At 60.8% G+C, this 23,343-nt stretch carries 15 protein-coding genes; 6 read left to right on the top strand and 9 right to left on the bottom strand.

All coding sequences use genetic code 11. The annotated features are described in order from the left end of the window. Window positions 1-17: 17 nt before the first annotated feature. Window positions 18-1,160, bottom strand: a complete 1,143-nt coding sequence (locus J3R75_RS00195; protein WP_307259091.1) for an LptF/LptG family permease — start codon at window positions 1,158-1,160, stop codon at window positions 18-20. Between the two features lie 2 nt (window positions 1,161-1,162). After that, window positions 1,163-1,900: an RDD family protein gene (locus J3R75_RS00190; RefSeq protein ID WP_307259090.1), complete on the bottom strand. Its 738-nt coding sequence runs from the start codon at window positions 1,898-1,900 to the stop codon at window positions 1,163-1,165. Window positions 1,901-2,079: 179 nt separating this feature from the next. On the opposite strand from J3R75_RS00190, the gene yajC reads away from it, so the two are divergent. Together yajC and secD are read left to right on the top strand one after the other, a co-directional pair. After that, complete coding sequence (gene yajC / locus J3R75_RS00185; RefSeq protein ID WP_307259089.1) at window positions 2,080-2,589, top strand: preprotein translocase subunit YajC; 510 nt, start codon at window positions 2,080-2,082, stop codon at window positions 2,587-2,589. Window positions 2,590-2,673: 84 nt separating this feature from the next. After that, window positions 2,674-5,427 (top strand): protein translocase subunit SecD, encoded by a 2,754-nt coding sequence (secD, locus tag J3R75_RS00180; protein WP_307259088.1) that lies wholly within the window; start codon window positions 2,674-2,676, stop codon window positions 5,425-5,427. Window positions 5,428-5,726: 299 nt separating this feature from the next. Here the strand turns inward: secD and J3R75_RS00175 are convergent, their stop codons facing one another. After that, entirely contained in the window at window positions 5,727-9,125 is a 3,399-nt protein-coding gene (locus J3R75_RS00175) for a discoidin domain-containing protein (protein ID WP_307259087.1), read from the bottom strand. A gap of 246 nt (window positions 9,126-9,371) precedes the next feature. Here J3R75_RS00175 and J3R75_RS00170 point away from each other — a divergent pair, with 246 nt between their 5' ends. Beyond that, entirely contained in the window at window positions 9,372-10,589 is a 1,218-nt protein-coding gene (locus J3R75_RS00170) for a carbon-nitrogen hydrolase family protein (protein ID WP_307259086.1), read from the top strand. A gap of 127 nt (window positions 10,590-10,716) precedes the next feature. Here J3R75_RS00170 and J3R75_RS00165 read toward each other — a convergent pair whose 3' ends face one another. The 6 genes from J3R75_RS00165 to J3R75_RS00140 form a co-directional block, all read right to left on the bottom strand. Beyond that, entirely contained in the window at window positions 10,717-11,511 is a 795-nt protein-coding gene (locus tag J3R75_RS00165; RefSeq protein ID WP_307259085.1) for a GNAT family N-acetyltransferase, read from the bottom strand. Between the two features lie 27 nt (window positions 11,512-11,538). Then, window positions 11,539-12,582, bottom strand: a complete 1,044-nt coding sequence (locus tag J3R75_RS00160) for a nitroreductase family protein (protein WP_307259084.1) — start codon at window positions 12,580-12,582, stop codon at window positions 11,539-11,541. A gap of 49 nt (window positions 12,583-12,631) precedes the next feature. Continuing rightward, window positions 12,632-12,982: a hypothetical protein gene (locus J3R75_RS00155; RefSeq protein ID WP_307259083.1), complete on the bottom strand. Its 351-nt coding sequence runs from the start codon at window positions 12,980-12,982 to the stop codon at window positions 12,632-12,634. A gap of 7 nt (window positions 12,983-12,989) precedes the next feature. After that, on the bottom strand, window positions 12,990-14,558 hold the full coding sequence (locus J3R75_RS00150; protein WP_307259082.1) for a glycogen synthase: 1,569 nt from the start codon (window positions 14,556-14,558) through the stop codon (window positions 12,990-12,992). 283 nt (window positions 14,559-14,841) lie between these two features. Next, the gene (locus J3R75_RS00145; protein ID WP_307259081.1) at window positions 14,842-15,156 is read right to left on the bottom strand and encodes a glycogen-binding domain-containing protein; all 315 of its coding nucleotides are present in this window, start codon (window positions 15,154-15,156) and stop codon (window positions 14,842-14,844) included. A 719-nt stretch (window positions 15,157-15,875) separates the two neighbouring features. Continuing rightward, window positions 15,876-20,150, bottom strand: coding sequence for an amylo-alpha-1,6-glucosidase (locus J3R75_RS00140; RefSeq protein ID WP_307259080.1), 4,275 nt, complete (start codon window positions 20,148-20,150; stop codon window positions 15,876-15,878). A gap of 181 nt (window positions 20,151-20,331) precedes the next feature. On the opposite strand from J3R75_RS00140, the gene J3R75_RS00135 reads away from it, so the two are divergent. Genes J3R75_RS00135 through J3R75_RS00125 form a run of 3 tightly spaced genes read left to right on the top strand, consistent with a single transcriptional unit; the run spans window position 20,332 to window position 23,333 of the window. Beyond that, on the top strand, window positions 20,332-21,390 hold the full coding sequence (locus J3R75_RS00135) for a Gfo/Idh/MocA family protein (protein WP_307259079.1): 1,059 nt from the start codon (window positions 20,332-20,334) through the stop codon (window positions 21,388-21,390). Between the two features lie 8 nt (window positions 21,391-21,398). After that, window positions 21,399-22,307: a diaminopimelate epimerase gene (dapF, locus tag J3R75_RS00130; protein ID WP_307259078.1), complete on the top strand. Its 909-nt coding sequence runs from the start codon at window positions 21,399-21,401 to the stop codon at window positions 22,305-22,307. A 36-nt stretch (window positions 22,308-22,343) separates the two neighbouring features. Then, window positions 22,344-23,333, top strand: coding sequence for an L-lactate dehydrogenase (locus J3R75_RS00125; RefSeq protein WP_307259077.1), 990 nt, complete (start codon window positions 22,344-22,346; stop codon window positions 23,331-23,333). The last annotated feature ends 10 nt before the right edge of the window (window positions 23,334-23,343 follow it).

The following is a 23,343-nucleotide window of genomic DNA, read 5'->3' as shown; positions in this document are numbered from 1 at the left end:
TGTGGTGGCGTTGGCGTTCATTGTTTTCGCCACATGGTGAAGATGCCGCCGGCGGTGAAAGCCAGGCTGGGCAGGGCACCGGCAGCGAAGGCCGGCAGCCAGCCGTTTTTGCCCATGACCATGGTAAATTGGCCGACCAGGTAGAAGAGCACGAGCATGCCGACGGCGGTGGCGAAGCCCTTCATGACGCCGCTGCGTTCCTGGGCGATGGTGAGGGCGATGCCGAAGAGGGCGCCGACCAGGCTGGCCAGGGGAAAGCACAGGTGGTGCCAGAACATGACCTTGAGCAGGCGCTGGATTTGGCTGGCCGGCAGGATGTTGCCATTGAGGACCGCACGCAGCTCGCGGATGGTCAGCAGATCCCAGGCCTTGCTGTGGCCACGGATGTCGCTGGGTGCTTCCGCGAAGCTTTCCTGGTGCTGGTGGAAGAATTCGGGTTCGCCGACGACGAGGGCGCCGCGTTCGTCGTAGCGTTTGATATCGCCGGCGACGAAAGTCCAGGTGTCGGCGTGGTACTCGGCATTGAGGGCGTTAAGGACCCAATCGGTGCTGCCGTCGGGGCGGTATTGGCGGACGATGACGTTCTGGGCGGTGTCATTCTGCTGTAGTTCTTCGATGAACCAGTCACGGCGTTGCTGGGCGTTGGCGAAGGCGATATGGGTGAGGCGGTCGTCGTCCTTATCCACCCATTGTCGACGGATGTCATGAGCGGCCTTGGCGCCGGCTGGTCCCCATGATTCGCCGATGGCGAAAACAGTCAGGCACATGATGCTGGCGACGAGCCATACCGGCCAGGCGCAGGAGCCGAGTGATAGGCCGGCGGCACGCATGGCGGTTAGCTCACTGTTCTTGCCCATCATCATGACCATAAAGCTTGCTGCGAGCAGTACCGAGATGGGTATGACATTGATGAGGTTGGCGGGCTGCTTGGCAAGAAAATAGCGCATGACGACGCTGCCGGGGATATCCTGGTTGAGGAAGTCCGGCAGGTCGTCAAAAACATCGTTGATGAGGAAGAGGACGGCGAAAGCAAGCAGCGCGCAAAAAAGCGGCAAGATGAATTCGCGGCAGAAATAGGCCGAGAGGATGGTGGAAAGACGCCGGCGGGATGATACGTCTCGCGTTGTTGCTTGTGCGGGGGCGTGATGTGCAGATGGCATGACTAGCGTTGTTTTTTGCTGATGAGCTTGAGTTTGACCATGCGCGTGCCGGTGAGATACTCCTGGGCGCTGAGTTTGTTCTCGCTGGTCAAGGCGAAGAGGGCGCTGAAAATTCCCAGCGGAATCATGAAGATAGTGTAGAAAAAGGCCCGCCCGACCCAGAAGGACTGGCCGTCCTGTTTGATGAGGAAGATACCCCAGTAGCGCTGGCCGAGGGTCTGGGTGCGGTAGGCGATGGAGAGTGTGAAGTACAGTAGGCAGAGGACCCAGAAGAGGCCGAAGCCGACGTAGAATATCTGCTCCTTGCCGAAAACGCCATGCTGGAAGAGGAGCGTGCAGAGGTAGGCGATGCCGGCAGCGAGCAGAGCCATGATCACGGTGTCAGTCAGCCCGGCCATATAGCGCACCAGGAGATTGGCGCGAGGATAACTTTCCATGCGGACTTTGACCAGGCCGCTGTCGGCCATGATGTCTTCGGCCCGCAAAAAGATCCGCCGCTTGATGATGTTGACGATGCTGTTTTGCTTTTTCCTGACGGCGGCTTCCTGTTGGGCGAGGATGAATGGCTTAAGGAAATCGACACCGCCGGCTGCTTCCCATTGGGGGATGAGCGTCGAGCGGACTTTGCAGCCGGGGGTGATTTTGCCATCTTTGGCCCAAATGACGAGTGCATCCTGATCGGCCGGGCCCATTTCTTCGCCGGCCTCATTTTTGACTAGATATAAGCGTTCGCTTGCCATCGGCGCGACCTTTCTTTCGGTGGATACGGCTCCTGGGCGGGGGTGCGGCAAGAGACTATAACAGAAGCGCCGGCCCATGGTACGCCATGGCTGCCGCTGGTTGAGTGACTGCGGTCACCGGCGTCTGCATTGCCCGGCTCTTTCTGCGTGGCATGCAGAGGCATAAAAGTAAGCACGAAATGGCAGAAATCAACTACCTAGGCATGGAGTCAACGGCGATTGTGGTTGCAAGTTGGCGTGCAGACAGTACATTTCTCGTTTCGTATTTTTCCCCCCTGCGGTCCCGTTGGGCCTGTGGGAGCAAACGTGTTGTTAGGCATGGTTTAGAATCAAACAGAAGTATGGAGCAGAGTGTGGAACAGATGATGCAACAGGCCATTGGTGTTTTTGCGCAGGCCCAGCCGTCGGCGGGCGGCGGTATGGCCTTTCAATTTTTGATGATGGTGCCCCTGCTGGGCATCCTTTATTTTCTGATGATCCGGCCGCAGCAGAAAAAGCAAAAGGAGCATCAAGAGTTGCTCAAGAAGCTTACCGTCGGCACCCGCGTGATGACCAGCGGCGGCGTGATCGGCACGATCTCCCGGGTGGACGAAAAAACAGTGAAGATTACCGTGGCCGAGCGCGTTGACATCGAGGTCATTCGCAGTGCGGTGGCGACGGTGTTGCACGACGACGACAAAAAAGACTGATCGGTGCGCCCCAGGCGCCCGCCATACTATTTTCGTATTCGACAAAGCACTATTTGGAAGAAACCCTAAGAGCACGAGGAGTTTATGAAAAAATCCCTGATCATTCGCTGGATCATCATCGCCCTGGTGGTCATTGGCTGGTTGTCGGCCATGTTTCCCATCCGGGACAAGGACTATCTGGGCGAATTTGACCGTATCAGTGCCAAGCAGTTGGCGGCTTTGCAGGCGCGGTCTCAGAATGTGCTGAAGGTGGGCAATCCCGATGAGCTGAAGGCGAAGCTGGACGCTATGGAGGCCAAGGACAGCGACGAGTACAAGGCCTTGCAGAAGAGCTACTCGGAGCTGCAGGCATCGCCGGATTACGAAGCGTGGGTGAAGGTCAAGGATTTTGCTGAGCTGATGCGTCGTGTGGCGGCTGTCCGCAGCGATGATGCGAGCATCTCGGGGTATAAGGCCTTGGAGCGCGCGGCGCAGGGCAATGCCGATCTGTATCGCATCAATCTGAGTGACTTTGTGAACGTGCCTTTTCAGGCGAAGGCGTCGAACAAGACTATTTTGCGCTACGTGCGGGTGAAGTCTGCCGGCAAGTTGCGCCTGGGCTTGGACTTGCAGGGCGGCACGGAATTTGTGCTGGGATTCAATGAAAAGGACGTGCCCAAGGACGAGAAAGTCGAAGACATCCGTGATCGGATTTTGGTGATCATGGACAATCGGCTCAATTCCATGGGCGTTACCGAGCCGGAGATCAAGGCGACGGGCAAAAACACCATATCAGTGCGCATGCCCAGCGTTGACGAGGCGGACAAGTCGGACATTCGTTCGACGATCAAGCAGGCTGCGAAACTTGAATTTCACCTGGTTGCCGAGAACAGCGATGAATTGGTTAGCCAGTACATGGCCGACCGTCAGAATTTCCGCACGCCGCCGGGACTGATCCGCAAAGAGATTGAGAGCGAGCGCAATGGCGAGTTGATCACCCAGGTTGTTTTCATTGAGAAGACGCCGCAGCGGATTCGCGGTGAAGATGTGGACAAGGCGTTTCCGAACGTGGACGAATTTGGCAACTGGTCGATCAGTCTGCGTTTCAAGAGCCGCGGAGCGCGGGCTTTTGCGGACGTGACGGGCAAGAACGTCGGCCGGCAGCTGGCGATTGTGCTGGATGGCGTGGTGTACAGCGCGCCGAATATCCGCGAAGCGATTTCCGGCGGTCAGGCTGAGATCAGCGGCAGTTTCACGTTTGAGGAAGCCCGGCGGCTGTCTGGCGTGATTGCCTCTGGTAACGTGCCGGTGACGGTGAATATCGACAGCGAGTTTGGCACGGACCCGACGCTGGGTGCGGACTCGGTGCGCAGCGGTAGCTGGGCCGGCCTGCTGGGCATGGCCCTAGTGATACTGTTCATGATGTGGTATTATCGCGTGGCGGGCTTGATTGCCGTCAGTGCGCTGGTGGTGAATACGGTCCTGGTTTTGGGCACGATGGCTCTGACCAAGGCGACGATCACCATGCCGGGCATTGCCGGTATGGTTTTGACCATTGGTATGGCGGTTGATGCCAACGTGCTGATTTTCGAGCGTATCCGTGAGGAACTCAAGCGTGGCAAGACCATTGGCAATGCGATTGTGGCCGGCTACCAGCGGGCATTCAGCAGTATTTTTGACTCCAACTTGACGACCTTGGTCACGGCCTTCTTCATGTATCAGTTTGGTAGTGGCTCGGTGAAGGGCTTTGCGGTCACCCTGAGCTTTGGTATTTTCGCCAGTATGTTCACGGCGATCTTCATGACGCGAGCCATTTTCGACCTGCTGGTGCTGCGTGACATCATCAAGGGCCTGCCTATGCGGACCTTCAAGTTCCTCGAGAACCTGAATGTGGACTATCTGAAGTATCGCAAGAATGCTATTCGTGGCTCGCTTGTCCTCTGCGTTGTTTCACTGGCGTGCTTTGGCGTCCGTTACTTTGGCACCAAGGATGCGCTTGGTCTTGATTTCGCCGGCGGCACCGAGTTGGCCTACACCTGCGACGGTCAGGCGCCGGATGTAGACGAAGTGCGCAAATTCCTCGGCACTCAAGGCTATGGCGACAACCTGCGCGTAGGTTACAAGCGTGGGCAAGGCGGCGAACGGCTGCTGGAAATCGTGCTGCCCATCATCAAGGTGAAGGATCAGGTTCAGGAAGTGGACTATACGGCGTTCAGCATGGCCCTGGACCAGGCCTTCCCGGAAGTGAAGATCGGCTTGAAACAGACGAATACGGTTGGTGGCAATGTTGGCGCGAAGTTCCGCAATGACGCCATCTGGGCGGCCGTGCTGTCCACCTTGGGCATTATTGTCTACCTTGCTTTCCGTTTCGAGCTGATGTTCGGCCTCGCGGCGGTGCTCGCAGTTGCCCACGACGCGCTGGTTTCTGCTGGCCTGTTCATGCTCTGTGGCGGGCAGTTGTCCTTGACGGCGATGGCGGCTTTGATGACCATCTTCGGTTATTCGCTGAATGACACGATCGTTATTTTCGACCGTATTCGCGAGACGCGTGAACTCAACAAGGACAAGAGCTACTACGAGCTGATCAACCAAGCGGTGAATGAAAGCATGAGCCGGACCTTACTGACGTCTTTGACGACCTTGCTGGTCGTGGTGTCGTTGCTGGTCTTTGGCGGTGGCGCGATCTTCGACTTCGCCCTGATCATGTTCTTCGGTATCTTCACCGGTACTTACTCGACGATTTTCATCGCCAGCGCCTTCATTAACACGTGGCATAAGCGCGCGGTGCGCCGGGAACGGGTCAATGCCGAGGCACTGAAAAATGCGGCTCGGGATGCCGAGGCGACCGCCAAGGCGTAAGCATTCGGAGGCTAGTTCCTAACGCTACGCACTGAGGCAGTGCGATAAATGCCAGGCCGTGGTTTCTCGTAAGGGACCACGGCCTGATTGTTCTCGGGAAGGGCAGAGGGTGAACAAATGAGACGAATGGGGACGAATGGGACGCCGAAGCGCAGAAGACGCAGCAGCGGCGCAGCAGTCGCCAGCAGTCGAATTTTCGGGGCGCACAACTGTGTGCCCCAGTGACAGCAGCCGGGAGCAGCCGGGGCGGGGAACTTGCCTGGTCTCGTCAAGCGAGCGGGAAAGTGAGGGGAGCCCGTTTACTTGCGGATTTTGAATTCGCGGATGCTGGTCCATGGTCCCTGGTTGCTGCCGTAGCCGAGGAAGCGGACGAATTGGGCGGCGGTTTTTTCCGGGAAGAGATATGTCTGCGCGGCGGTGTTGAGGTTGCTGTTGCCTTTATAGGCGGTGGTGAAGGACTGACCGTCGCGAGAGGTTTGGATTTCGAAGGTGAATGAGCGTTCGTTGCCGCGGTGCCAGGCGATTTCAACGCCGGCGATGGTTTCGGGTTTGGCGAGGATGGCGGTGAACATCGCTGGTTTGGCATTTTGTGCCCAGTAGCTGTTGGGATTGCCGTCAAGCGCGCGGCTGACGGGTTCGCGATTGGGCTGGTCTTCATAGGCGGCGACGAGCCATGCGTAGCGGCTGTCGTCATCTTTGTCGAGACGGAGTCCGCCGACGTCGTTGTGTTGGGCACGGAAACGGAGAAGTCGCGCCAGTTCAGCGAGGGGGGCGTGGAGAACGCCGTCGATATCGCGTGCCGGGGCGCTGATGGGCAAATCGCGCAGGCCTTGGCAGCGGATGATGTCGCTGTCGGGCTGAAATTGGCAACTCAGATCGCCGAGCTGCAGCAGGTTGTTTTGCCAAGTGGCGCCAGCGAGATTGGCCATGGTGGCGATAGGCATGTAGGGTTGGCCGTCGCGGCTGACAATTCCTGATGGCTGCTGAATGAGCTGGTCGTTGAGAAACAGCGCGTTGTCATCGCCGCCGGGGATGGCGCGCAGGTGGTCGTAAGCGGGCAGTGGCGGTGCTTCGGGGCCGTTGGGGACCAGCTCGTAGGATGCTTTGTCGGCATGGAAAAACAGACAGTGATTGCCCTTGGCGATCTGGCATTTTGCCCATGGTTGTTGATTTTTGCGGATGGTCCACGGTCCTTCTGCCAGGTCGGTGACCAACACGAGGCGTTCGCCGGGGAGGTCCAGGCGCAAAGGATTGCGGATGAGCTTGCCGTCGCGGGCGAAAGTAGCCAGGTACCGCTCCTGGACGTCGACGCCAACCGCGCCATTGAGTTCAAGCAGACGAGCCTGCCAGCCATCGGGATGTTTGCCGATGGGGAGGACATTGAGGAAGAGGTCTTCGCTTTGTGCGGTTGTCGGGCTGATGCTGGTGCGGACGCTGTTGGTGGAGGGCAACTCTGGACGCGGGGGAGTGAAGGACTGTTCGCCGACTACGACGCTGGGGGAACTGGTTATTGTTCGTTGCGCAGCGGTCGGCAGGAGCGGGATGACCTCCATGGTGCCGTCGAAGGTGTCGTCGCGATAGGCGATGCGGAAGCGGTCGCTGGCGATGTCGGGCTGTTGGCAGGAATTGACGGTCCATTCCTTGCGAAAATTTGGGCTGCTGGCCAGGACGCGATCGAAGACCAGCAGAATGCCGGGGGCGTTGGTCTGGTTGGTGTTGAAATAGACGAAGCTGCGGGTGTATTCGCGGAGCTTGTCGCTGTAGGCTTTGGCGATATCGCATTTGAGGTGGCTGTAGATGGGCAGGGCTTGGTCGGGGCCCAAGGCGTGGGCAGCGACGGCGCCGTTCTGGTAGTCATTGTTGAGGAGGGTATCGAGGCTGCCGGGCTCACGGCGCTGGTTGGGGAGGCGCTGGCCGCCGTCGTTGATGCTGCGGGTGGGGCGCTTCTCGTCGGGGTCATGAATGAGCAAGACGTTATGGGCGATGGACTGTTTGTTGAAGAGCATGTCGTAGTCCGTGCCGTATTTGCCGTACTGGCCGGGGTCGATGGCGAGGGGAGCGCGGTGGTAGATTTGGAAGGCGCCGGCGTCGGGATGCTGGTGGTTGCCGAAGAGAAAGCCGGCGCCGCGCATATCGACGATGGCGACGTCAGCGCGGGCGCCCATGCCCCAGCCGGAGCGGGCGATCATGCCGCCGAGGGGCTCGCTGAAGAACGTGGTGAGGGGCAATTCCCGGCGTTCGGCGGCGGCCAATTCCGGGGCGTTGAAGAGGAGGAAGGTGACGGGGTCGCGGCGGAACGAGTCCAGGCCTTTCTGGCGGATGAACTCGCCCTTGGCCATGGGGTCATGGCAATAGGCGGCAATAGCCAGCAGGGTAGGCGTACAGGTCCTGCCGCGGTAACAGTCGCCGTTGGTGAAGTGCCAGTCGTCGGGCAGGAGATTGTAGATGATGCCATTGAGCTGGCTGCGGACGGCTTCTCGTGGGAAGACTTCAAGCCCGGCCAGGCGTTGGACGAGCACGGCGGCGAAGATTTCCCAATGGAGGCGGTACGGGCCGTAACAGCAGCCCTGGTGGTGGCGGCCAGAGGCCATGAAGAGCAGGCGGGAGGGCACCATGTGGTGGAAGAAACGGCCCGCGCAGACTTGGTACAACGTGGATTTTTCGTCGTAGCAGGCGATGCCGAAGGACAGCAGATCCCGGAAAAGTTGAGCTTCACCGGCATGGCCGGTGATATCGCCCTGGCGCGTGGGCGGGCAGCCGATTTCCATCAAGGCGGCGATTTCCTCGGCGCGGCTGATGAAATGCCGCTTGTTCTCGGCGCTCATGAGCGGATAGCACCAGTCATACACCAGGGCGGCCGTATAGATGGTCTGGCCCATCTGCCGGGTGACGTCCTGAAAATCCAGCTGAAAATCGACCTTGTTGAGGAAGATCGTCATGGTGGCAATGGCGCGTTTGCCGGTCGTGTCGTCCTGATTGATCAAGGCGAGGAAGGCCAGGCATTGGATGTCGGTGAGGACATTGGCGTCGAAGAGGCCGGCTTTGCCGCGGTGTTTGGTGGGGTCGAGGATACCGCTGTTTTCCGCGTCGGCGCGTTGTTGGACGAGCTGCCAGAAGGGTAGGTTTTGCGGGTGGACCAGGTTTTGGCGGAGGGCGGGGATGTCCGCGCTGCGGATCAGGACACGTGGGTGTTCGGCGGGCGGAGTGACCGGTGGCGGGGGATACAGCGTTGCTGCGCTGGCGGGGAGAAGCTCTTGTTGGACAAGATACAGGCAGTCGACGGCGCAGCCACTCTCACGGACGGTGAGAGTGAGACGATGTTCGCCGGGGCGGAGTGTCGGCAGTGGCAGTGCCAGGTCCGCCCATTGACCAAGCGGGGTGACGATGAGTTGGCGGAAGGGGTGGTTGTCCAGCGCGTACCAGAGCGAGTCATTGCCCTGCGAGGTTGCTTTGACGCGGAGGCGCAGCTGGGAGTGGGCGGTGGCAGGAGCCGTGAGGGTGAATACTGCGGAGGCCGGGATGGTGCTGGGATCATCGACACGGGTGGAATGGACGAGGGTGATGTGGGCGCCGCCGGACGAGTCGGCGGCGGCAACGCGTTGGGCGTTGCTGCTGAGTTGGGCGTCTTCGGCTTCGAAACGCGTTGCGGCTGAGCAGGTGCACGCGGCGGTCAAGATGACCAACAGAGCGGATTTCATGGCGTCGTCCTTGGTTGGGATTGAGTAGACTTAGGGTGAGCAAGTAGTGTATAGACGCAAGATGAGTGTGGCAAGGTGGACAATCGCGAAAAGATAGCACATTTCACTGAGAAAAGACGTGGGGCGGTCGTAGGGGGTTGCAGCGTTGGCTTGCCCGCCTAGAGTAAACGAGCAATTCATTGGCGGCGCCAGATGGTGTCTGCCGACACGGTGTGTAAACGCATGGTGATGACAAGGAGGTCGGTGATGGAATGGAAAGCGAGCGCGCCTGATACAGTCAAGCCGCCGGTGTTTAGTCAGGAAGACGGTTCTCTTAGCATTGAGCTCCCTGTTGCCGAGAGCGTGGGCATGTGGACGGGTGAATGCGGGGTGAGACCGGGTCGGGGGTGTCGGGTCAGCGCTTGGGCCGATGTGCCGGCGGAGGTTAAGAACAACGCCAGCCTGGTGTTGTCGTGGTGTCGTGCCGATCGGTCGTTGCCGCCGGAGCAGCGTGATTATGTTGAATGCCGTGATGACACGCCGGTTCTGCGGCGTTTTGACGAAACGTTTACCGTGCCTGATGGCTGCGTACGTCTGGAGATCATGTGCATGTTCAAGTGGCGGGCGGGACGGACGGTCTTTCGGGACATCCGGGTGGATGAGTGCGCGCCGTTGCCCAAGCGCATGGTACGGTTGGCGGCGGCGAATATCAAACCGGCGCCGGCGGCGACGCTGGAGAAGAATCTGCAGATATTTGAGGACGCCCTGGCGCACATCTGCCGGTCGGTGAACGATCTTGATCTGATCGTGTTTCCGGAATGTCACACCTTCCGCGGGGTCAACGCAAGCATGCATGAGCGCGCCGAGGCGTTGCCGGGCGGCGTGACCTATTCGCTGTGCAGTCGCTATGCGGCGCAGTATCGGACCTGGATAGTGGCGAACATCCACGAGAAGGAGCCCAATGGGCAGATTCACAACACGGCCTTTATCGTGAATCGCGAGGGGAAGTTGCACGGCTGTTACCGCAAGGTCCATCTGACCACTGGTGAGATGGCCAGCGGCATTATTCCGGGCACCGGCTTTCCCGTGTTTGAGCTGGACTTCGGGCGCATTGGCATCGCCGTCTGCTGGGACAACTGGTTTTGCGAAAGCGCCCGGCAGTTGCGTCTCAATGGTGCGGAGCTGCTGGTGTTTCCGCTGGCTGGAGATGCCAAGGAGTCGCACTGGAGCAAGACCTGGTCCACGCGCTGTATTGACAACAGCCTGCCGATGGTGGTGTCCATCTGTGATCCGAAGGTGCCGTCGGCCATTCTTGACCGTGATGGCAGCTGGCTGGCAGCGACGACGGAGCGCGGCGGCTTTGCCTTTGCCGAGATCGACCTCAACGAGCGTAAGCGCAGTTTCTGGTTGTCGGTCGGGCCGTCGTTCGGCGATCCCTACCAGCTCTACATCAAGGAACGCCGTCCGGAGGCTTACAGCTGGTAGATAGAGCTTGTTCGAAAAGCACCGTTTGTTTTTGCGAGGGGGCGGGAAGGGGCATTGCCTTTTCCCGTCCCCTTGCGCTCCCCCCTATCCCTCTTCGGCTCAGCGCCTGGGATTTATCGGCTCAGCTCTAGATTTTGCACTCGGGGTGCATGATGCCACGTGGTGCAGAGCCGTCGCTTGGGGTAAAGCGCCAGCCCAGCGGGCGCTGGTGTGGGGACATGAAGACCTGCAAGTCGCCCTTGCCATCGCAGTGATCATAGAAGGCCTGCTGGAAACTGGGGAAGGGGTCGGGCAGCAGGCCTTTGTGGATCAGGGTGAATTTGAGGACGCAGTCGATTTCGTGGCGGTACTCCATAGTGCCAGGAATGGCCAGGGCGCGCTCAGTGCATTGCCCGCGGTAGAAGTTGTCAGTGAACTCAGCGAAGGTCTCGGGTTGCCCGGGCTTTGGGCAGTAAAGCGGGCCACAGCCGGCCTTGGGGGCGATGGTGCGGAAGCCTCCGGCGCGGTAGATATTGGCGACCCATTCGGAGCCGGTGGTGCAGAACGCCGCGATAGGCGGGCTGTTGTCAAAGAAGTGCTTTGAGAACGCGGCGAAGAGCCGTTCGGCGATGCCCTTCTTGCGGTGGCGGGCGGCGACGAAGACCTGGCCGAAGTTGGCGGCGGGCTGATCGTGGCGTCCCCAGCCGTACCACATCTGGCCGACGATTTCGCCGTCGATTTCCGCAAAGAAATAGCGGTCGTCGCTGACATCGTGAAAGAGACCCGCCAGGCGCGACGTGATGCTGCGGAAGTTCTCGGCGTCGATCCAGGCGAGGAAACTGCGGATGTCTTTGGCGTAGGTCGGCGCCGGGGGGATGATCAGCTTGATGGTGACCACTTCGCCGCAATGAGTGGTGAATTGATCGACGACGGTCATGGTCATGTTGTTCTGCCTAGTTGGTTGAGGAATTTATACTTCCCAGTGGATGGCGTCATCGCGGTAGCGGCTGCGTTTGGGCGGGTGTTCGGCCGGCCAGCCGATGGCGATGACGGCGATGGGGATGATCTCAGCGGGCTGTTTGAGGAGCTGCCGGATGGCGTCAACGCGGTCCTGGCGGGGATGGACGCCGAGCCAGCAGGCGCCAAGACCGAGCTGGCTGACTGCCAGTAAGAGATTTTCAATGGCGGCGGCACAGTCCTGGATGAGGTAGGACAGCTCGGCGCCATGGGCGCGGCGGAGGTCGCCGCAGACGACGATGCCCGTGGGGGCTTGGGCCAGAAAGCGGCCGTTGGGGAGGACGGCGGCGATGTCAGTGCGCAGGCCGTCATTTTTCAGCACATGAAATTGCCATGGGTCTTTGGCGCAGGCTGATGGCGCTGCCATGGCCGCCTGGAGGATGGCGACGAGGTGTTCGTCGGCCACCGGTCGGAGTTGATAATGGCGGACGCTGCGGCGGCAGAAGATTGTGTCGAGGGCGTTGTTGAGGGCCGGTCCGGCGGTGCCGTGGCTGGCCGCTGGGGCGCTGCCGCCGTCGCGGAGGCGGCGGACGATGCTGGTGGTGGAAAAGCCAGCGACGAAAGGAATGAAGACAAAGCGCGCGCCAGCCCTTTTGAGCAGGGCGTGTTCTTCGCGGTCGAGGCTGTCTTCGGTGTAGTCGCCGCCTTTGACGTAGACATCGGGATGGATGACCGAGAAGACGTCCACGGGTTTGGGGCCGTTGAAGATGACGACGGCGCTCACGGCTTGGAGGCTGGCCAGGAGCATGGCGCGGTCCTGTTCGCCGACCAGCGGCCGCTCGGGGCCTTTGAGTTGCTTGACGGACGCGTCGCTATTGACGGCGACGAGGAGTGCATCGGCCTCTGCTGCGGCCTGGTTAAGGTATTCGACGTGGCCGCGGTGAAGGAGGTCGAAGGCGCCGTTGGTGACGGCGAGGGTTTTGTGTTCGCGGCGGATCGCGGTTTGCCAGGCGACTGCCTGGTCGAGGGTCATGATTTTCAGTTCAGGCGCAGTCATGGTGTTTTGTTGGTTGGGCTTGGACGGGCGGTGGCGTCTGGCTTGGGGCTCAGAGCGGGTGCAGGGTGCGGGCGGCGGCAAGTCGTTTCAACATTTCATCGATGACGCGTTTGCGTTCCTCCGCGTGTACTGGCATGCTGCATTTGCCAAGACGGTTGAGCATGCCGAGTAGCTCGTTGGTCTGCAGTTTTTTGGCGACGGTGGCGATGTTGTCGTATGCGAGCAGGTACTTAGTCGTTGCGGGTTGGTCGGCATTTTTGGCCAGCACGCCGGCTTCTTCTTCAAGGCAGCCGAGAAGATCGCTGACAATGGGCAGGGCCTCTTTGCTGGTAAGATCGAAGAAAGCAATGGCGGCCTGGCAGATTTCGTCATAGAAATGTTGTGCATCAAACAATGACATCGAGCGCTTATCCCTGGGTGTCGGTGTCGACAACGGAGACGTCAGGTACAAGGGGCCGCTTGAGCATTTGTTCGTAGAGAGCGATGTATGCCTGGGCGGTGTTGGGGTGAATGAAGGTCTTGGCGGCATCGGTCATGATGCGGGCAATCTCGGCTTCCTTGACGGGGGTGATCTGCTCGTAGAAGCTCATGGCCTGGTCGATGGCCCAGCGCAGGCCGGCGCTGTCGTAGTATTTGAAGACGAAGCCGTTGCCACTTTTGTGACCGGCTTCCATGTGGGTGATGGTGTCGTGCAGGCCGCCGGTGTCGTGGACGACGGGCAGACTGCCGTAGAGGGGGCCGATCATTTGCGGGAGACCGCAGGGCTCGAAGAGCGATGGCATCAGCACGAAGTCTGACGCAGCGTAGCCCAGGCGCGAGAGCTTTTCATTGAAATGACAAACGGCGACGCGGTCCTGGAGGCCATGGAAGGCGACGATGTCCTTAAAACACTGGTGATAGGGCCCATCGGCGACGAAGGCGACCTGGAGTTGGCGCGGCCAGTAGTCGTGGACGACCTGGTAGAGGATTTCGGAGAGCAGTTGCGGCCCTTTCTGGATAGGATCAAGGCGCGACGGCCAGAAAAAGAGCGGTGCGTTGGGATTGACCTTAAGACCGACGGCTTTCTGGAAGGCCGTTTTGTTCAGGCGTTTTTTGGCGACGTGGTCGGCGGCATCGTAAGTCGCGGCCAGGGCGTCGTCGCTACTGGGATTGTAGTCTGGGTCGGGAGCATTGAGGATGCCCTTAGCGCAGCCGGCGTGGTATTTGTTGGCCATTTCACGGCGGATTTGCGGGGGTACGAAATCATGCATGCCGTTGACGACTTCCCGGAGGAACGTTGGGCTGACGGTATTGATGAAGTGGGCGCCGAAGATACCGCTGGCGAGCAGGTCGATGCGGTTGTTCGCGCGGCTTTCCTCGTAGTTGAGGGGTGGGCGTTGGTAGTAGATGTTCTGCCAGAAGATGGCGGTGTCGATGCCGTAATTTTCAATCGCTTCGAGCGTCGTTTCCTGGGTGTGGATATTATGGACGGTGAAGAGGCTGGGGATGCCGAGGCGGCGGGCGTAACCGGGGATGAGGCCGGTCATCCAGTCGTTGCAATGAATGAGGTCGGGGCGGACAGCGGGGATGATGTTGTTGATGACTTCGCGCTGGAAGGCCAGGCTCATTTTCAGGCAGTCTTCGGTGTAGTTGCTGTAGACATGTTCGCGGTAGTAGAACATGCGGTCTTCAGCGAGGTGAATGCGCTGGGTTTCCTCGCCTTCGGGGTGGAGGGTCTGCTGGTATTGGGCGAGCTTGGCGTCAAGCAGATCGGCGATTTCCACGTGGAACATGCGACGGTAATGGGGCAGGGCGACGTGGACATCGACGCCTTTGTTGTAGAGGGCCGCGACCAAGGACGCCGAAACGTCGGCCATGCCACCGGCTTTCGCCGACAGCTTGTTGGCAATATTGCCCATGCCGGCCGGCAGGTAGGTAATCTCCGGGGTGACAATCAGAACCTTGATTTTTTTGTTTGTTTGCTTCTTAAGCGGCATTGCCTCTCCCTAATTCTCGATCACGAAACAACCTATTGCCGGTTGGCGAGGGCCTGTCGGCACTTCCCCGTCCCCATGGTGTATGACGACGTTTTGGTGCGGCTGCGAACTGCGGCCAGAGCTACGCAGCAGCTGCCGCGGATGGTCAAGGCAAGCACAGGACCTTGCCCGTATTAGCGTAGTGCCATCCCCTGCCAAGGCGTCCTGACTGCCACTGGGCTGTAAATTTGCAGGGCTTGGCATACGGTGAGATGGCGAGGGGCTGAGACGAAATAATGGTCGGTTACTTGACTTCGATGATGCTGTTTAGCGTGTTGAGCGGGGTGCTGACGACATTGGGGTTTGTTGTGTCGGTGCACCAGACGCCATCAATAAAAAACTTGTATTCGTAGGTGCCTGCGGGCAGGTAACAGATGGCAGTGAAAAGGCCGTTGCCCTGCTTGTCCTTCATTTCCTTGTCGCTGTTGTTCCAGTCATTGAAACTGCCGGCGAGAAAAACCGTGGCGCCGGGGCGAGCCTTGGCAGTGAAAATCACGCGTTTGCGCGCCAGACGGACGGTCGTCGTCGCCGTGTTTTCGGGCTTGAGCGTCTTTTTCATGGTGAGGTCCTCCTATGCTGGGGAAATGAATAGTTTTTTCTCTAATGACTTGAACTTTAATATATTAGTGGAAGTGCAAATAGCAATTACTTGCGGGTTAGCATGCAGTTAGGATTGGGTGAGGGGAAAAGAACGCAATCGGTCAGTGTACACCCCGGCGCTTCGCTGGGACAATTTGCAGGAAACCCACGGCCCGCCGCCGCCCAACCATCCGACCTTGATTTCCGCCGACCTTTGTGGCAGCGGGTTTCATAGGAGCGATTGATATTGGATGCCCGATATGCCGCCGACGTCAACCCTAGGCAAGCTAGTGAGTTCCATTGCCCCTTTGGTCCCAGTCAGCTTCGCCGACTGGGACCAAAGGGGCCGAGGAACACGGGCGTAAAGGACACGCTACCCAGGGCGGCGCGCGCCTTCGGCGCCGCTTGCCCTGGGCTAGTATGTTTCGCGCTTTCAGCGCTTCTGCCGCTTCGCGGCGGAAATGCACGACGAGAAAAGGCTGCTTGGTTGAACAAGTGCCATGGATACCGTTAAATGAAGAGCATCGGGTTTCATAGGAGTCCACCGCGTCCACTGCGTCCACCGCGTCCACCGCGTCCACCGCGTCCACCGAGATCACTGTGTCCACCGAGTCCACTGCGTCCACCGCGTCCACTGCGTCCACTGCGTCCACCGCGTCCACCGCGTCCACCGAGATCACCGAGATCACTGTGTTATTTTCAGGTCAAATTGGCGACGAATTTGAGGACGCGGAAGAATTCGGTCGAGCTCCAGGCTTGGGCGACGCAGCCTTTGGGTGCATGTGGCGCATCGCCGTCGCAGATTTCGGGTAGGAAGCCGACGCAGCCCTGAGTCATGGTGCGGGCGGCGGTTCCGAGCCATGCTTTGGCGGCTGGCGTCGCGTTTTTGCCGTAGCAGATGGTGAGTGCTTCACAGAAGCTGGGCATGACCCAAGCCCAGCCGGTGCCGTTATGGTAGGCGGGTTTGCGGTGGCTGTCTTCGGGGCCCTGGTAGTGGCCCTGGTATGGTCGTTTGGGGTTGTTGAGGGGGGTGCCGTCGGGTGCGTGGAGGGGCAGTGGGCAGTGGACGGGTGCGTCGTCGAGGCTGCGGATGGCGGCGGGGAGCATGAGGGGTTGGCAGGCGTCAAGGATGCTGCGGCGGAGGGCGTCGTCGTTGATAGCGCCGAGAGTGATAGCGAAGAGCTGGTTGGGGCGGCAGGCGTCATCGGGCTGGGCGCTGGCGGCAGCTGTGCCGGGAGTGGCGTTGAGGCAGTCGTAGAGCCCCGGGGCGTCTTTTTTGCGGAATAGGGTCATGACGCTTGCGCGGGCCAGGTCGCGTCGCTGGCTGTAGATGGTTTTATTGGTGAGGGATGCGAGCAGGTCCAGGGCGTTGATCCACAGTGCCTGGATTTCGATGGGGTAGCCCATGCGTGGGGTGCAGGCGGGGTAGTTGGTGTCCATCCAAGTGAAGTGGGCGGGGCTGAAGATCAGGGCACTTTGGTGGTCGGCGTGGATGCCGTTGGCGATGCCGCGCCAGTAGTTTTGGGCGATGCTTTCCATGACGGCGAGCAGTGGTCGGCCGCCGCAATCGAGTTTAAGGATGTCCTTTCCGGCGGGTGCTTGGGCGATGAAATCGCGGACGGCGGCGAAGAGCCAGAGGGGCGCATCGGAGGTGTCGCGGTTCGAGTGGTCGTTGCCGCGGATCATGTTTGGGATTGTTCCATCTTGTTCGAAGAGAGCGAATTGGTTGATGATTGAGCGGCTTTCTGCGAACATGCCGGTGGCGATGATGCCGCGGAGGCAGATGAGAGTGTCGCGGCCCCAGTCGAGGAACCACGGGTAGCCGGCGATGACCGTGTGGCCGTTGTCGCGCCGGGTCATGAAATGGGGTATGGAGTGGCGGAGGGCTTCCAGCAGTGGCAGGGGACGGTCAGGGAAGGCCGGTGGCGCTGTTGGTGCCATTGGTGCCGTTGCCGGCGGGTTCTCCTCCGTGCTGATGCGAAAGCTGAGGGTGATGGGTGTGGTGCTGCTGAGATCGCCGCTGAAGTATCCGGGGCTGAAGAGATCGCCGCTGTCGCCCAGGCCGCGCTCTTTTTCGACGGGGTATGGTACCACGTAGGACCATTCGGGCTTGGCGTGGAAGACTGCGTGGTCGGCTGTGGCCTGGAGGCGGTGACCGTGTCCGGGATTGAAGACGAAGTGGCGTTGGGCGGCGCTGATGGCTTGCGGGAAGAGCTGTTCCGGGCCGGTGTAGGCCTTGGTGGCGTGGTGATTGCTGCGGTCTTCGATGTCTGGGCGGACGACGAGGGTGACGGCCTGTGCGGGATCGAGGCTGTTGTCGTCTTCGGCGGGCGCTGGTGGTCGGGAGAAGCGGATACTGACGGCGTTGTCGTGGCGATCGAGGGTGAGGACGGCATCGACCCAGACCGTCTGACCCATACCGGAGGGCACGGCGAATTGCCAGTGGAGGCAGTTGTTATAGCTGGCGCGGAAGAGGGTCTGGCAGTCCAGGTTGAGTTCTTGGGAGAAATCGCGGCAGATGACCCAGGCACGGCAGCGGCTGAGCATGACGACGCGGTCGACGGGTACCTTCTGGTCGAGGTTGGCGGCCAGGAGTGCATCGTACTGGCTGGCGATGGCGCCCCAGGAGGCACGAGCGAGGGTGTAGGCGCCGAGGTCGCTGCAGCAGAGGCCGGCGTGGGCCGGGGTGATGGCAGCGGCGGGGAGAGAGAGAGAGACGCGCTGGCGGTCGCCATCGGCGGCCAGCAGGAGTTGAGCGTGGAGGTTCTGGCAGGGAGCGGCGGCTTTTGCCTGGCTCTGGTGGCAGAAAAGCTCCAGTTTGAGGTCGACGATTTCATCCTGCCGGGCCTGGCGGGTCGTGTTGAGCGGCTGGAGGAGGGCGAAGAAGCCGCCGTGTTTGCGTGACAGCGCGGTTTTGCGCTGGATGCAGGTATCCCCGCGCCAGGCGCTGACGCGGAAGGGCTTGTCATGATGGACGTAGAGGAGATGGGCGGGTGGGACGGTGACCAGCCGGCGTTCGTCGTGACCGGGACGCCATTCGATGACGGGTTGATAGCTGGCGGCGGTTAGGGCCTGGCGCACGAAGGCGGGTGGGTTTTCCCACAGCAGATCGGCGAGCTGGTCGACATCGACATCGGCCATATTGCCGAAGCCGTGGAAGTCGACGAAGAAATCCAGCACGCGGTCGCGATAGCATTGCCAGTTGCTGGGGCGGCGTTGCGGCGCTGGGGCGGCGGCGGCGAGGCAGAAGGCGGCGGCGGGCTGGATGATGAGCGCGGCGCGGTCGCCGTGTTTGTCCACCTGGACATGGCGGCCGCTGACGAGATCGACGGGCGCTTTGCCCGGATCGAAGCTGCTGACCGGCCATTGCAGGGTGGCGTGTTCCTGTTCGTGAGGATTGACGACGACGAGCACGGGCGCGGCGCTGTCATCGGCTGGGGTGCGCAGGAGGGCGATGGCGTTGCCGCTGCTGTCGTGGTTGAGGACGCGGAGGGTGGCGTGGGCCTCGAAGGCCGGGTGGTTGAGTAGCAGCAGATTGAGGCTGCGGATGAGCTCGACGAGGTTGTCCTGGGCGCCCCAGTTGAGACTGGCGGCCTGGTGGACGTCGATTTTTTCGCTGGCCAGCCATTCGACGCCGTTGGCGATGGCGAAGCCGCCGCCGGGGGCGAGGAGTGCCGCGGTCATGCTGCGTAGGGCGGCCCAGGCAGGCGAGGTGGCGGCGAGGCGGCTGTTGTCGTGGGTTTCGGCGAAATTGATGAGCATGCCGACCTGATCGGAGAAATCGATGGCGAACTGGGTGTAGTTTTTCAGTGCGTCGAAGCCGAATTGCTGGAATTGTTCGGAGTAGGCCCAGTTGAGGCCGCCGTCCTGGAGGAGCAGCGCCGTGCTGGCGAGGGTGCCGCCAAGGCCTTCGAGGAAGAAGATGGTGTCGGGGTATTCCTGGCGGACTTTGGCGCTGATGTAGGTCCAGACGGGTTGGGGGATCATGTAGCCGGCATCGCAGCGGAAGCCGTCGACGCCGAGTCGGCACCAGTGGAGGAAGACCTCGGCGAGGCTTTTCCAGAGTGCTTGGTTCTGGAAGTTCATTTTGCAGAGGTCTTCCCAGGTGACGCCCCAGGCGCCGGGGCTTTGGAAGCTGCCATCGGGATTGCGGCTGAACCACTCGGGGCTGTGGACCTGGAAGGTGGAGCCCCAGCCCGTGTGGGCGGCGGGCAGGTCGATGATGACTTTGGCGTCGTGGGCGTGAATGGCGTCGACGAGCTCGACGAATTGTTCCAGGGGCGTACGGTGGCGGTTGAAAATGGCCATGGAGGAATCGACGGTGAAGAAGTCCAGTGGGGCGAAGGGGCTGCCGAAGCGGCCCATGCGGGCGAAAGTCGTCGGCGTCGGGTGAATGGGCAGTAGCTGGATGATGCGGAAGCCGAGGGTGTCGATGATGAAGTGCAGTTCCTGCGCCAGGTCGTTGAAGCTGCCGGATGGGGGGATGACCGTGTAGCCGTCCTTATCCAGCAAGGCCTCGGCGTCGTGGTGTTTTTGTGTCCAGGCGCCGCCGGAGCGGTTTTTGCCGAACTGGCGGATGAAGGCGTTGTAGATGGTGTTGCCGCCGGCGCAGCGGGACGGTTCAATTTTGACGCGGGTATTATCGCCGCGGCACCAGATGGTTTCGCCGCCATCGTCGGGTATGAAGAAGGACTTGAGGTCGAAGACGCCGACGTCATTGAGAGGTAGGGTGATGGAGAACTGGCCGTTGCCGTCGTCGTGCATGGGCAGATCGCGCCAATCGCGGCCGAGGATGGCCTTGTGTTCTTCGATATTGGCGATGATTTCCGCGCGGCGGATAGCGGCCTGCCCGAGATTGCTGCGGACGAATGCCCGGCCCGGCCGGGAGTCCGGCAACGTGAGGAGTACATCAAGGCAGTCGCCGGCGAAACGGACGAGTTTGGCGCCAGGCGCCGGTATTTGGGTTAGGGGCATAGGCTGGCCAATCTCTTTGCGGGTCTGTGAGCGAGCCTTGGGCGCGCTGGTGTCCCGGGCTGCATGGTTGTTGCTGCGATTGGGAGCTGCAGAAAAAGCCCGGGGAGACGTTTGTTTAACTGTAACGGGATATATGTTAAAAAACCAGGGAGTCCCATAGCGAAATAAGGATAAAAGATCTATGTGCAGAGAAGATGGACACGCGCCGCGTCTGGTTGTGGTCGGCTATGGCCGTTGGGGTCGCGAATGTCACAGCTATCTGATCAGCACGACGCCCGGCCTGGAGCTCTACGGCGTTGCCAGCCGCGATCCAGAGAAACGGGTGCGTGCCGAGGCCGACCGGCAGTGCCGGACCTTCGCGAGTTTTGATGACGTACTGAGCGACCCGGCGGTGGACGCCGTGGTGCTGGCCACACCCAACTGGAGCCATGCCGATTTGGCCATCAAGGCTCTGCGTGCCGGCAAGCATGTGGTGACGGACAAGGTGATGTGCCTGTCCCTGCGGGATTGCGAGGCGATGATCCGCGCCAGTGAAGAGAGCGGACGGCTGCTGACGGTCTTTCAGAACCGCCGGCTTGACGGTGATTTTCTGACGGTGCGGCACTTGCAGCAGACGGGCCGGCTGGGCGACGTCCGCTGGGTTGAATTGGCCTGGCAGGGTTTTGGCGCCTGGGGCGGCTGGCGCGGCAAGCGCGAGCTGGGTGGCGGGAAGATTTTTGATTTGGGGCCGCACTTGCTGGATCAGGTCCTGGTGTTGTTTCCGGAGCCCGTGCGCAGCGTCTATTGCCGCCTGCACTACGACTTGCCTGGCGTGGATGTGGAGAGCGAAGCGCTGGTCGTGCTGGGTTTTGCCGGCGGGCGGACAGCGGTGATTGACATGTCGAGCATGGCGGCTATTCACAAGCCGCATTTCTACGTGCGTGGCACGGAGGGGACCTTCCAGAAATTTGGTTTGGACCCCCAGGAGAAGGCCCAGACCGCCGGGAATATTGACGCAGCGGTGGAACCCGCCAGCAACTACGGCGTACTGAAAACGCGCACGGACGAGCAGGTTGTGCCGACCCTGCCCGGGCGCTGGCGCAGCTACTACGAGAACTTGCGCGATTGCCTGTTGGGCAAGGCCGAGCCCATGGTCACCCTGGCGGAGGAGCGGCGGTTGCTGCGGGTGATTGACGCCATCTGGGAATCGGGTTCATCGGGCCAGGTGGTGCATTTTGACGACGGCGAGGGACTGAACTGAGGAGTGTCATGCTGACAATGCGTAAATATCACGGCCTGGGCAATGACTACCTGGTGCTGTCTCCCGCCGAACTGGCTGGGCCATTGGGCGTCGCTGACATCCGGCTGATCTGTCATCGCAACTACGGCGTGGGCAGCGACGGCATTCTCCTGGGGCCGATCATGCCTGGCAGTGAGGATTTTGCGGCTTTTTGCGCCGAGGCCGGTCTGAATGCCGCCGACTGCGCGGGGGTGTGCTGCGCGCTGCGCATCTACAACCCCGACGGCTCGGAGGCGGAGAAGAGCGGCAATGGCCTGCGGATTTTTTCCCGCTGGCTGCATGATCGCAGCCTTGTCGGTTCGGCGCCATTCCGTTTAGCGACGCTTGGTGGCGTGGTGGAGGTGACTATTGCGGATCCCCAGCAGTCCATCACCGTGGCCATGGGGCGGGCGACTTTCTGGAGTGACCAGATACCTGTAACGGGACCGCGACGCGAGGTACTCAACGAAGAACTGGTGCTGGGTGGACGGACCTTGCGTTATTGTGCGGCGTCGGTGGGCAATCCTCACTGCGTGGTGCTGTGGGACGGCGAGCTGAGCCCGGCGGTGGCCCGGGAATATGGTCCGCAGCTGGAATGCGCGCCGTGTTTTCCCCGACGCACGAATGTGCAGTTCATGCGCGTTGAGGACGCCCATCGCGTCCGTATTGAGATATGGGAGCGTGGTGCGGGCTACACGCTGGCGTCGGGCAGCAGCGCCACAGCGGTGGCGGCCGTAGCCATGCGTTTGGGTTATTGTCAGTCGCCGGTGACGGTGTCCATGCCTGGCGGCGACTTGACTGTGACCGCCGCTGCAGACATGATGTTGCGGCAGACTGGCCCGACGGCGCTGGTCTGCGAATGCAGGTGGTTTGGCCGCGATGGCGACCAGGCGTTTTGAGGAAAAACAACTGAGGGTTCAGGAGAGCATGACAACATGATAAAATACTCTGGGAGCACAAGCCGGCAGGTCGTGATAGTCGGCGCAGGTGCGGTGGGCGTGTCCTTCGCGTATGCGCTGATGATCAAGGGCTTGGCGGAGGAAATTGTTCTCGTCGACGTCAATCGGGCGCGGGTGGAAGGCGAGGTGATGGACCTGTCCCACGGCAGCGCTTTCGCGCCGATGCAGTCCATCCGTGCGGGCGATGCTGGCGACTATGGCAACGCGGCGCTGATCGTGATTACCGCCGGCGCGGCGCAGAAGCCCGGCGAGTCCCGGCTGAATCTGCTTGAGCGCAATGCGCGGATTATGCGGGCGATTATGGGTGATATCAAGGCGTCGGGTGGGACGGCGCCGGTCATTGTGGTGTCCAATCCGGTAGACATTTTAACGCAGATCGCCATTGCGGAGCTCGGGAATGATCGCCGGCGGGTCTTCGGTTCCGGGACGGTGTTGGACAGCGCTCGTTTCCGGCATATCCTGTCGCGGAAATGCCAGGTGGATATCCACAACGTGCATGCGTACATCCTTGGCGAGCACGGTGACAGCGAGGTGGCGGCGTGGAGCCTGTCCCACGTCGGCGGCACGCCGGTGGCGGACATTTGCGCTGGCTGCGGTTGTTGTGACACGCCTTTGGCGTCGGCGGTCAATCGCGAAGCGGTGTTGGAGCAGGTGCGTCACTCGGCCTATCATATCATTGACGCCAAGGGTGCGACCTGTTACGGCGTCGGCATGGCTCTGGTGGAAATCAGTGCCGCGGTCTTGCGCGACCAGCACAGCGTGCTGACAGTATCGACGCTGCTGCAGGGGGAATACGGCCAGCGGGACATCTGCCTGAGCGTGCCCTGCGTCGTGGGGCGCGAGGGTATTGTGCGCGTCATTACGGGCTCTCTCAGCGGGGATGAGCAACGCGGCCTGGACGCCTCGGCGGCAATCCTGCGTGGACGCCTGCAGGCGCTGCTGGACCTTGAGCAGCAAAAGCAATGAGGGACGCATG

Origin of the sequence: Oligosphaera ethanolica (assembly GCF_030814695.1) — a bacterium.
GTDB classification, from domain to species: Bacteria; Verrucomicrobiota; Lentisphaeria; order Oligosphaerales; family Oligosphaeraceae; genus Oligosphaera; species Oligosphaera ethanolica.
This window is presented reverse-complemented; position numbering and strand designations above follow the sequence as displayed.

What these genes read in the sequence shown, in the direction of transcription:
- yajC (WP_307259089.1), top strand. Translation starts at nt 2,080, where the DNA reads ATGGCAGAAATCAACTACCTAGGCATGGAGTCAACGGCGATTGTGGTT.
- J3R75_RS00165 (WP_307259085.1), bottom strand. Translation starts at nt 11,511, where the DNA reads ATGACCATGACCGTCGTCGATCAATTCACCACTCATTGCGGCGAAGTG.
- J3R75_RS00155 (WP_307259083.1), bottom strand. Translation starts at nt 12,982, where the DNA reads ATGTCATTGTTTGATGCACAACATTTCTATGACGAAATCTGCCAGGCC.
- J3R75_RS00135 (WP_307259079.1), top strand. Translation starts at nt 20,332, where the DNA reads ATGTGCAGAGAAGATGGACACGCGCCGCGTCTGGTTGTGGTCGGCTAT.
- dapF (WP_307259078.1), top strand. Translation starts at nt 21,399, where the DNA reads ATGCTGACAATGCGTAAATATCACGGCCTGGGCAATGACTACCTGGTG.
- J3R75_RS00125 (WP_307259077.1), top strand. Translation starts at nt 22,344, where the DNA reads ATGATAAAATACTCTGGGAGCACAAGCCGGCAGGTCGTGATAGTCGGC.
- J3R75_RS00145 (WP_307259081.1), bottom strand. Translation starts at nt 15,156, where the DNA reads ATGAAAAAGACGCTCAAGCCCGAAAACACGGCGACGACGACCGTCCGT.
- J3R75_RS00190 (WP_307259090.1), bottom strand. Translation starts at nt 1,900, where the DNA reads ATGGCAAGCGAACGCTTATATCTAGTCAAAAATGAGGCCGGCGAAGAA.
- J3R75_RS00160 (WP_307259084.1), bottom strand. Translation starts at nt 12,582, where the DNA reads ATGACTGCGCCTGAACTGAAAATCATGACCCTCGACCAGGCAGTCGCC.
- J3R75_RS00195 (WP_307259091.1), bottom strand. Translation starts at nt 1,160, where the DNA reads ATGCCATCTGCACATCACGCCCCCGCACAAGCAACAACGCGAGACGTA.
- J3R75_RS00150 (WP_307259082.1), bottom strand. Translation starts at nt 14,558, where the DNA reads ATGCCGCTTAAGAAGCAAACAAACAAAAAAATCAAGGTTCTGATTGTC.
- J3R75_RS00170 (WP_307259086.1), top strand. Translation starts at nt 9,372, where the DNA reads ATGGAATGGAAAGCGAGCGCGCCTGATACAGTCAAGCCGCCGGTGTTT.
- J3R75_RS00175 (WP_307259087.1), bottom strand. Translation starts at nt 9,125, where the DNA reads ATGAAATCCGCTCTGTTGGTCATCTTGACCGCCGCGTGCACCTGCTCA.
- secD (WP_307259088.1), top strand. Translation starts at nt 2,674, where the DNA reads ATGAAAAAATCCCTGATCATTCGCTGGATCATCATCGCCCTGGTGGTC.
- J3R75_RS00140 (WP_307259080.1), bottom strand. Translation starts at nt 20,150, where the DNA reads ATGCCCCTAACCCAAATACCGGCGCCTGGCGCCAAACTCGTCCGTTTC.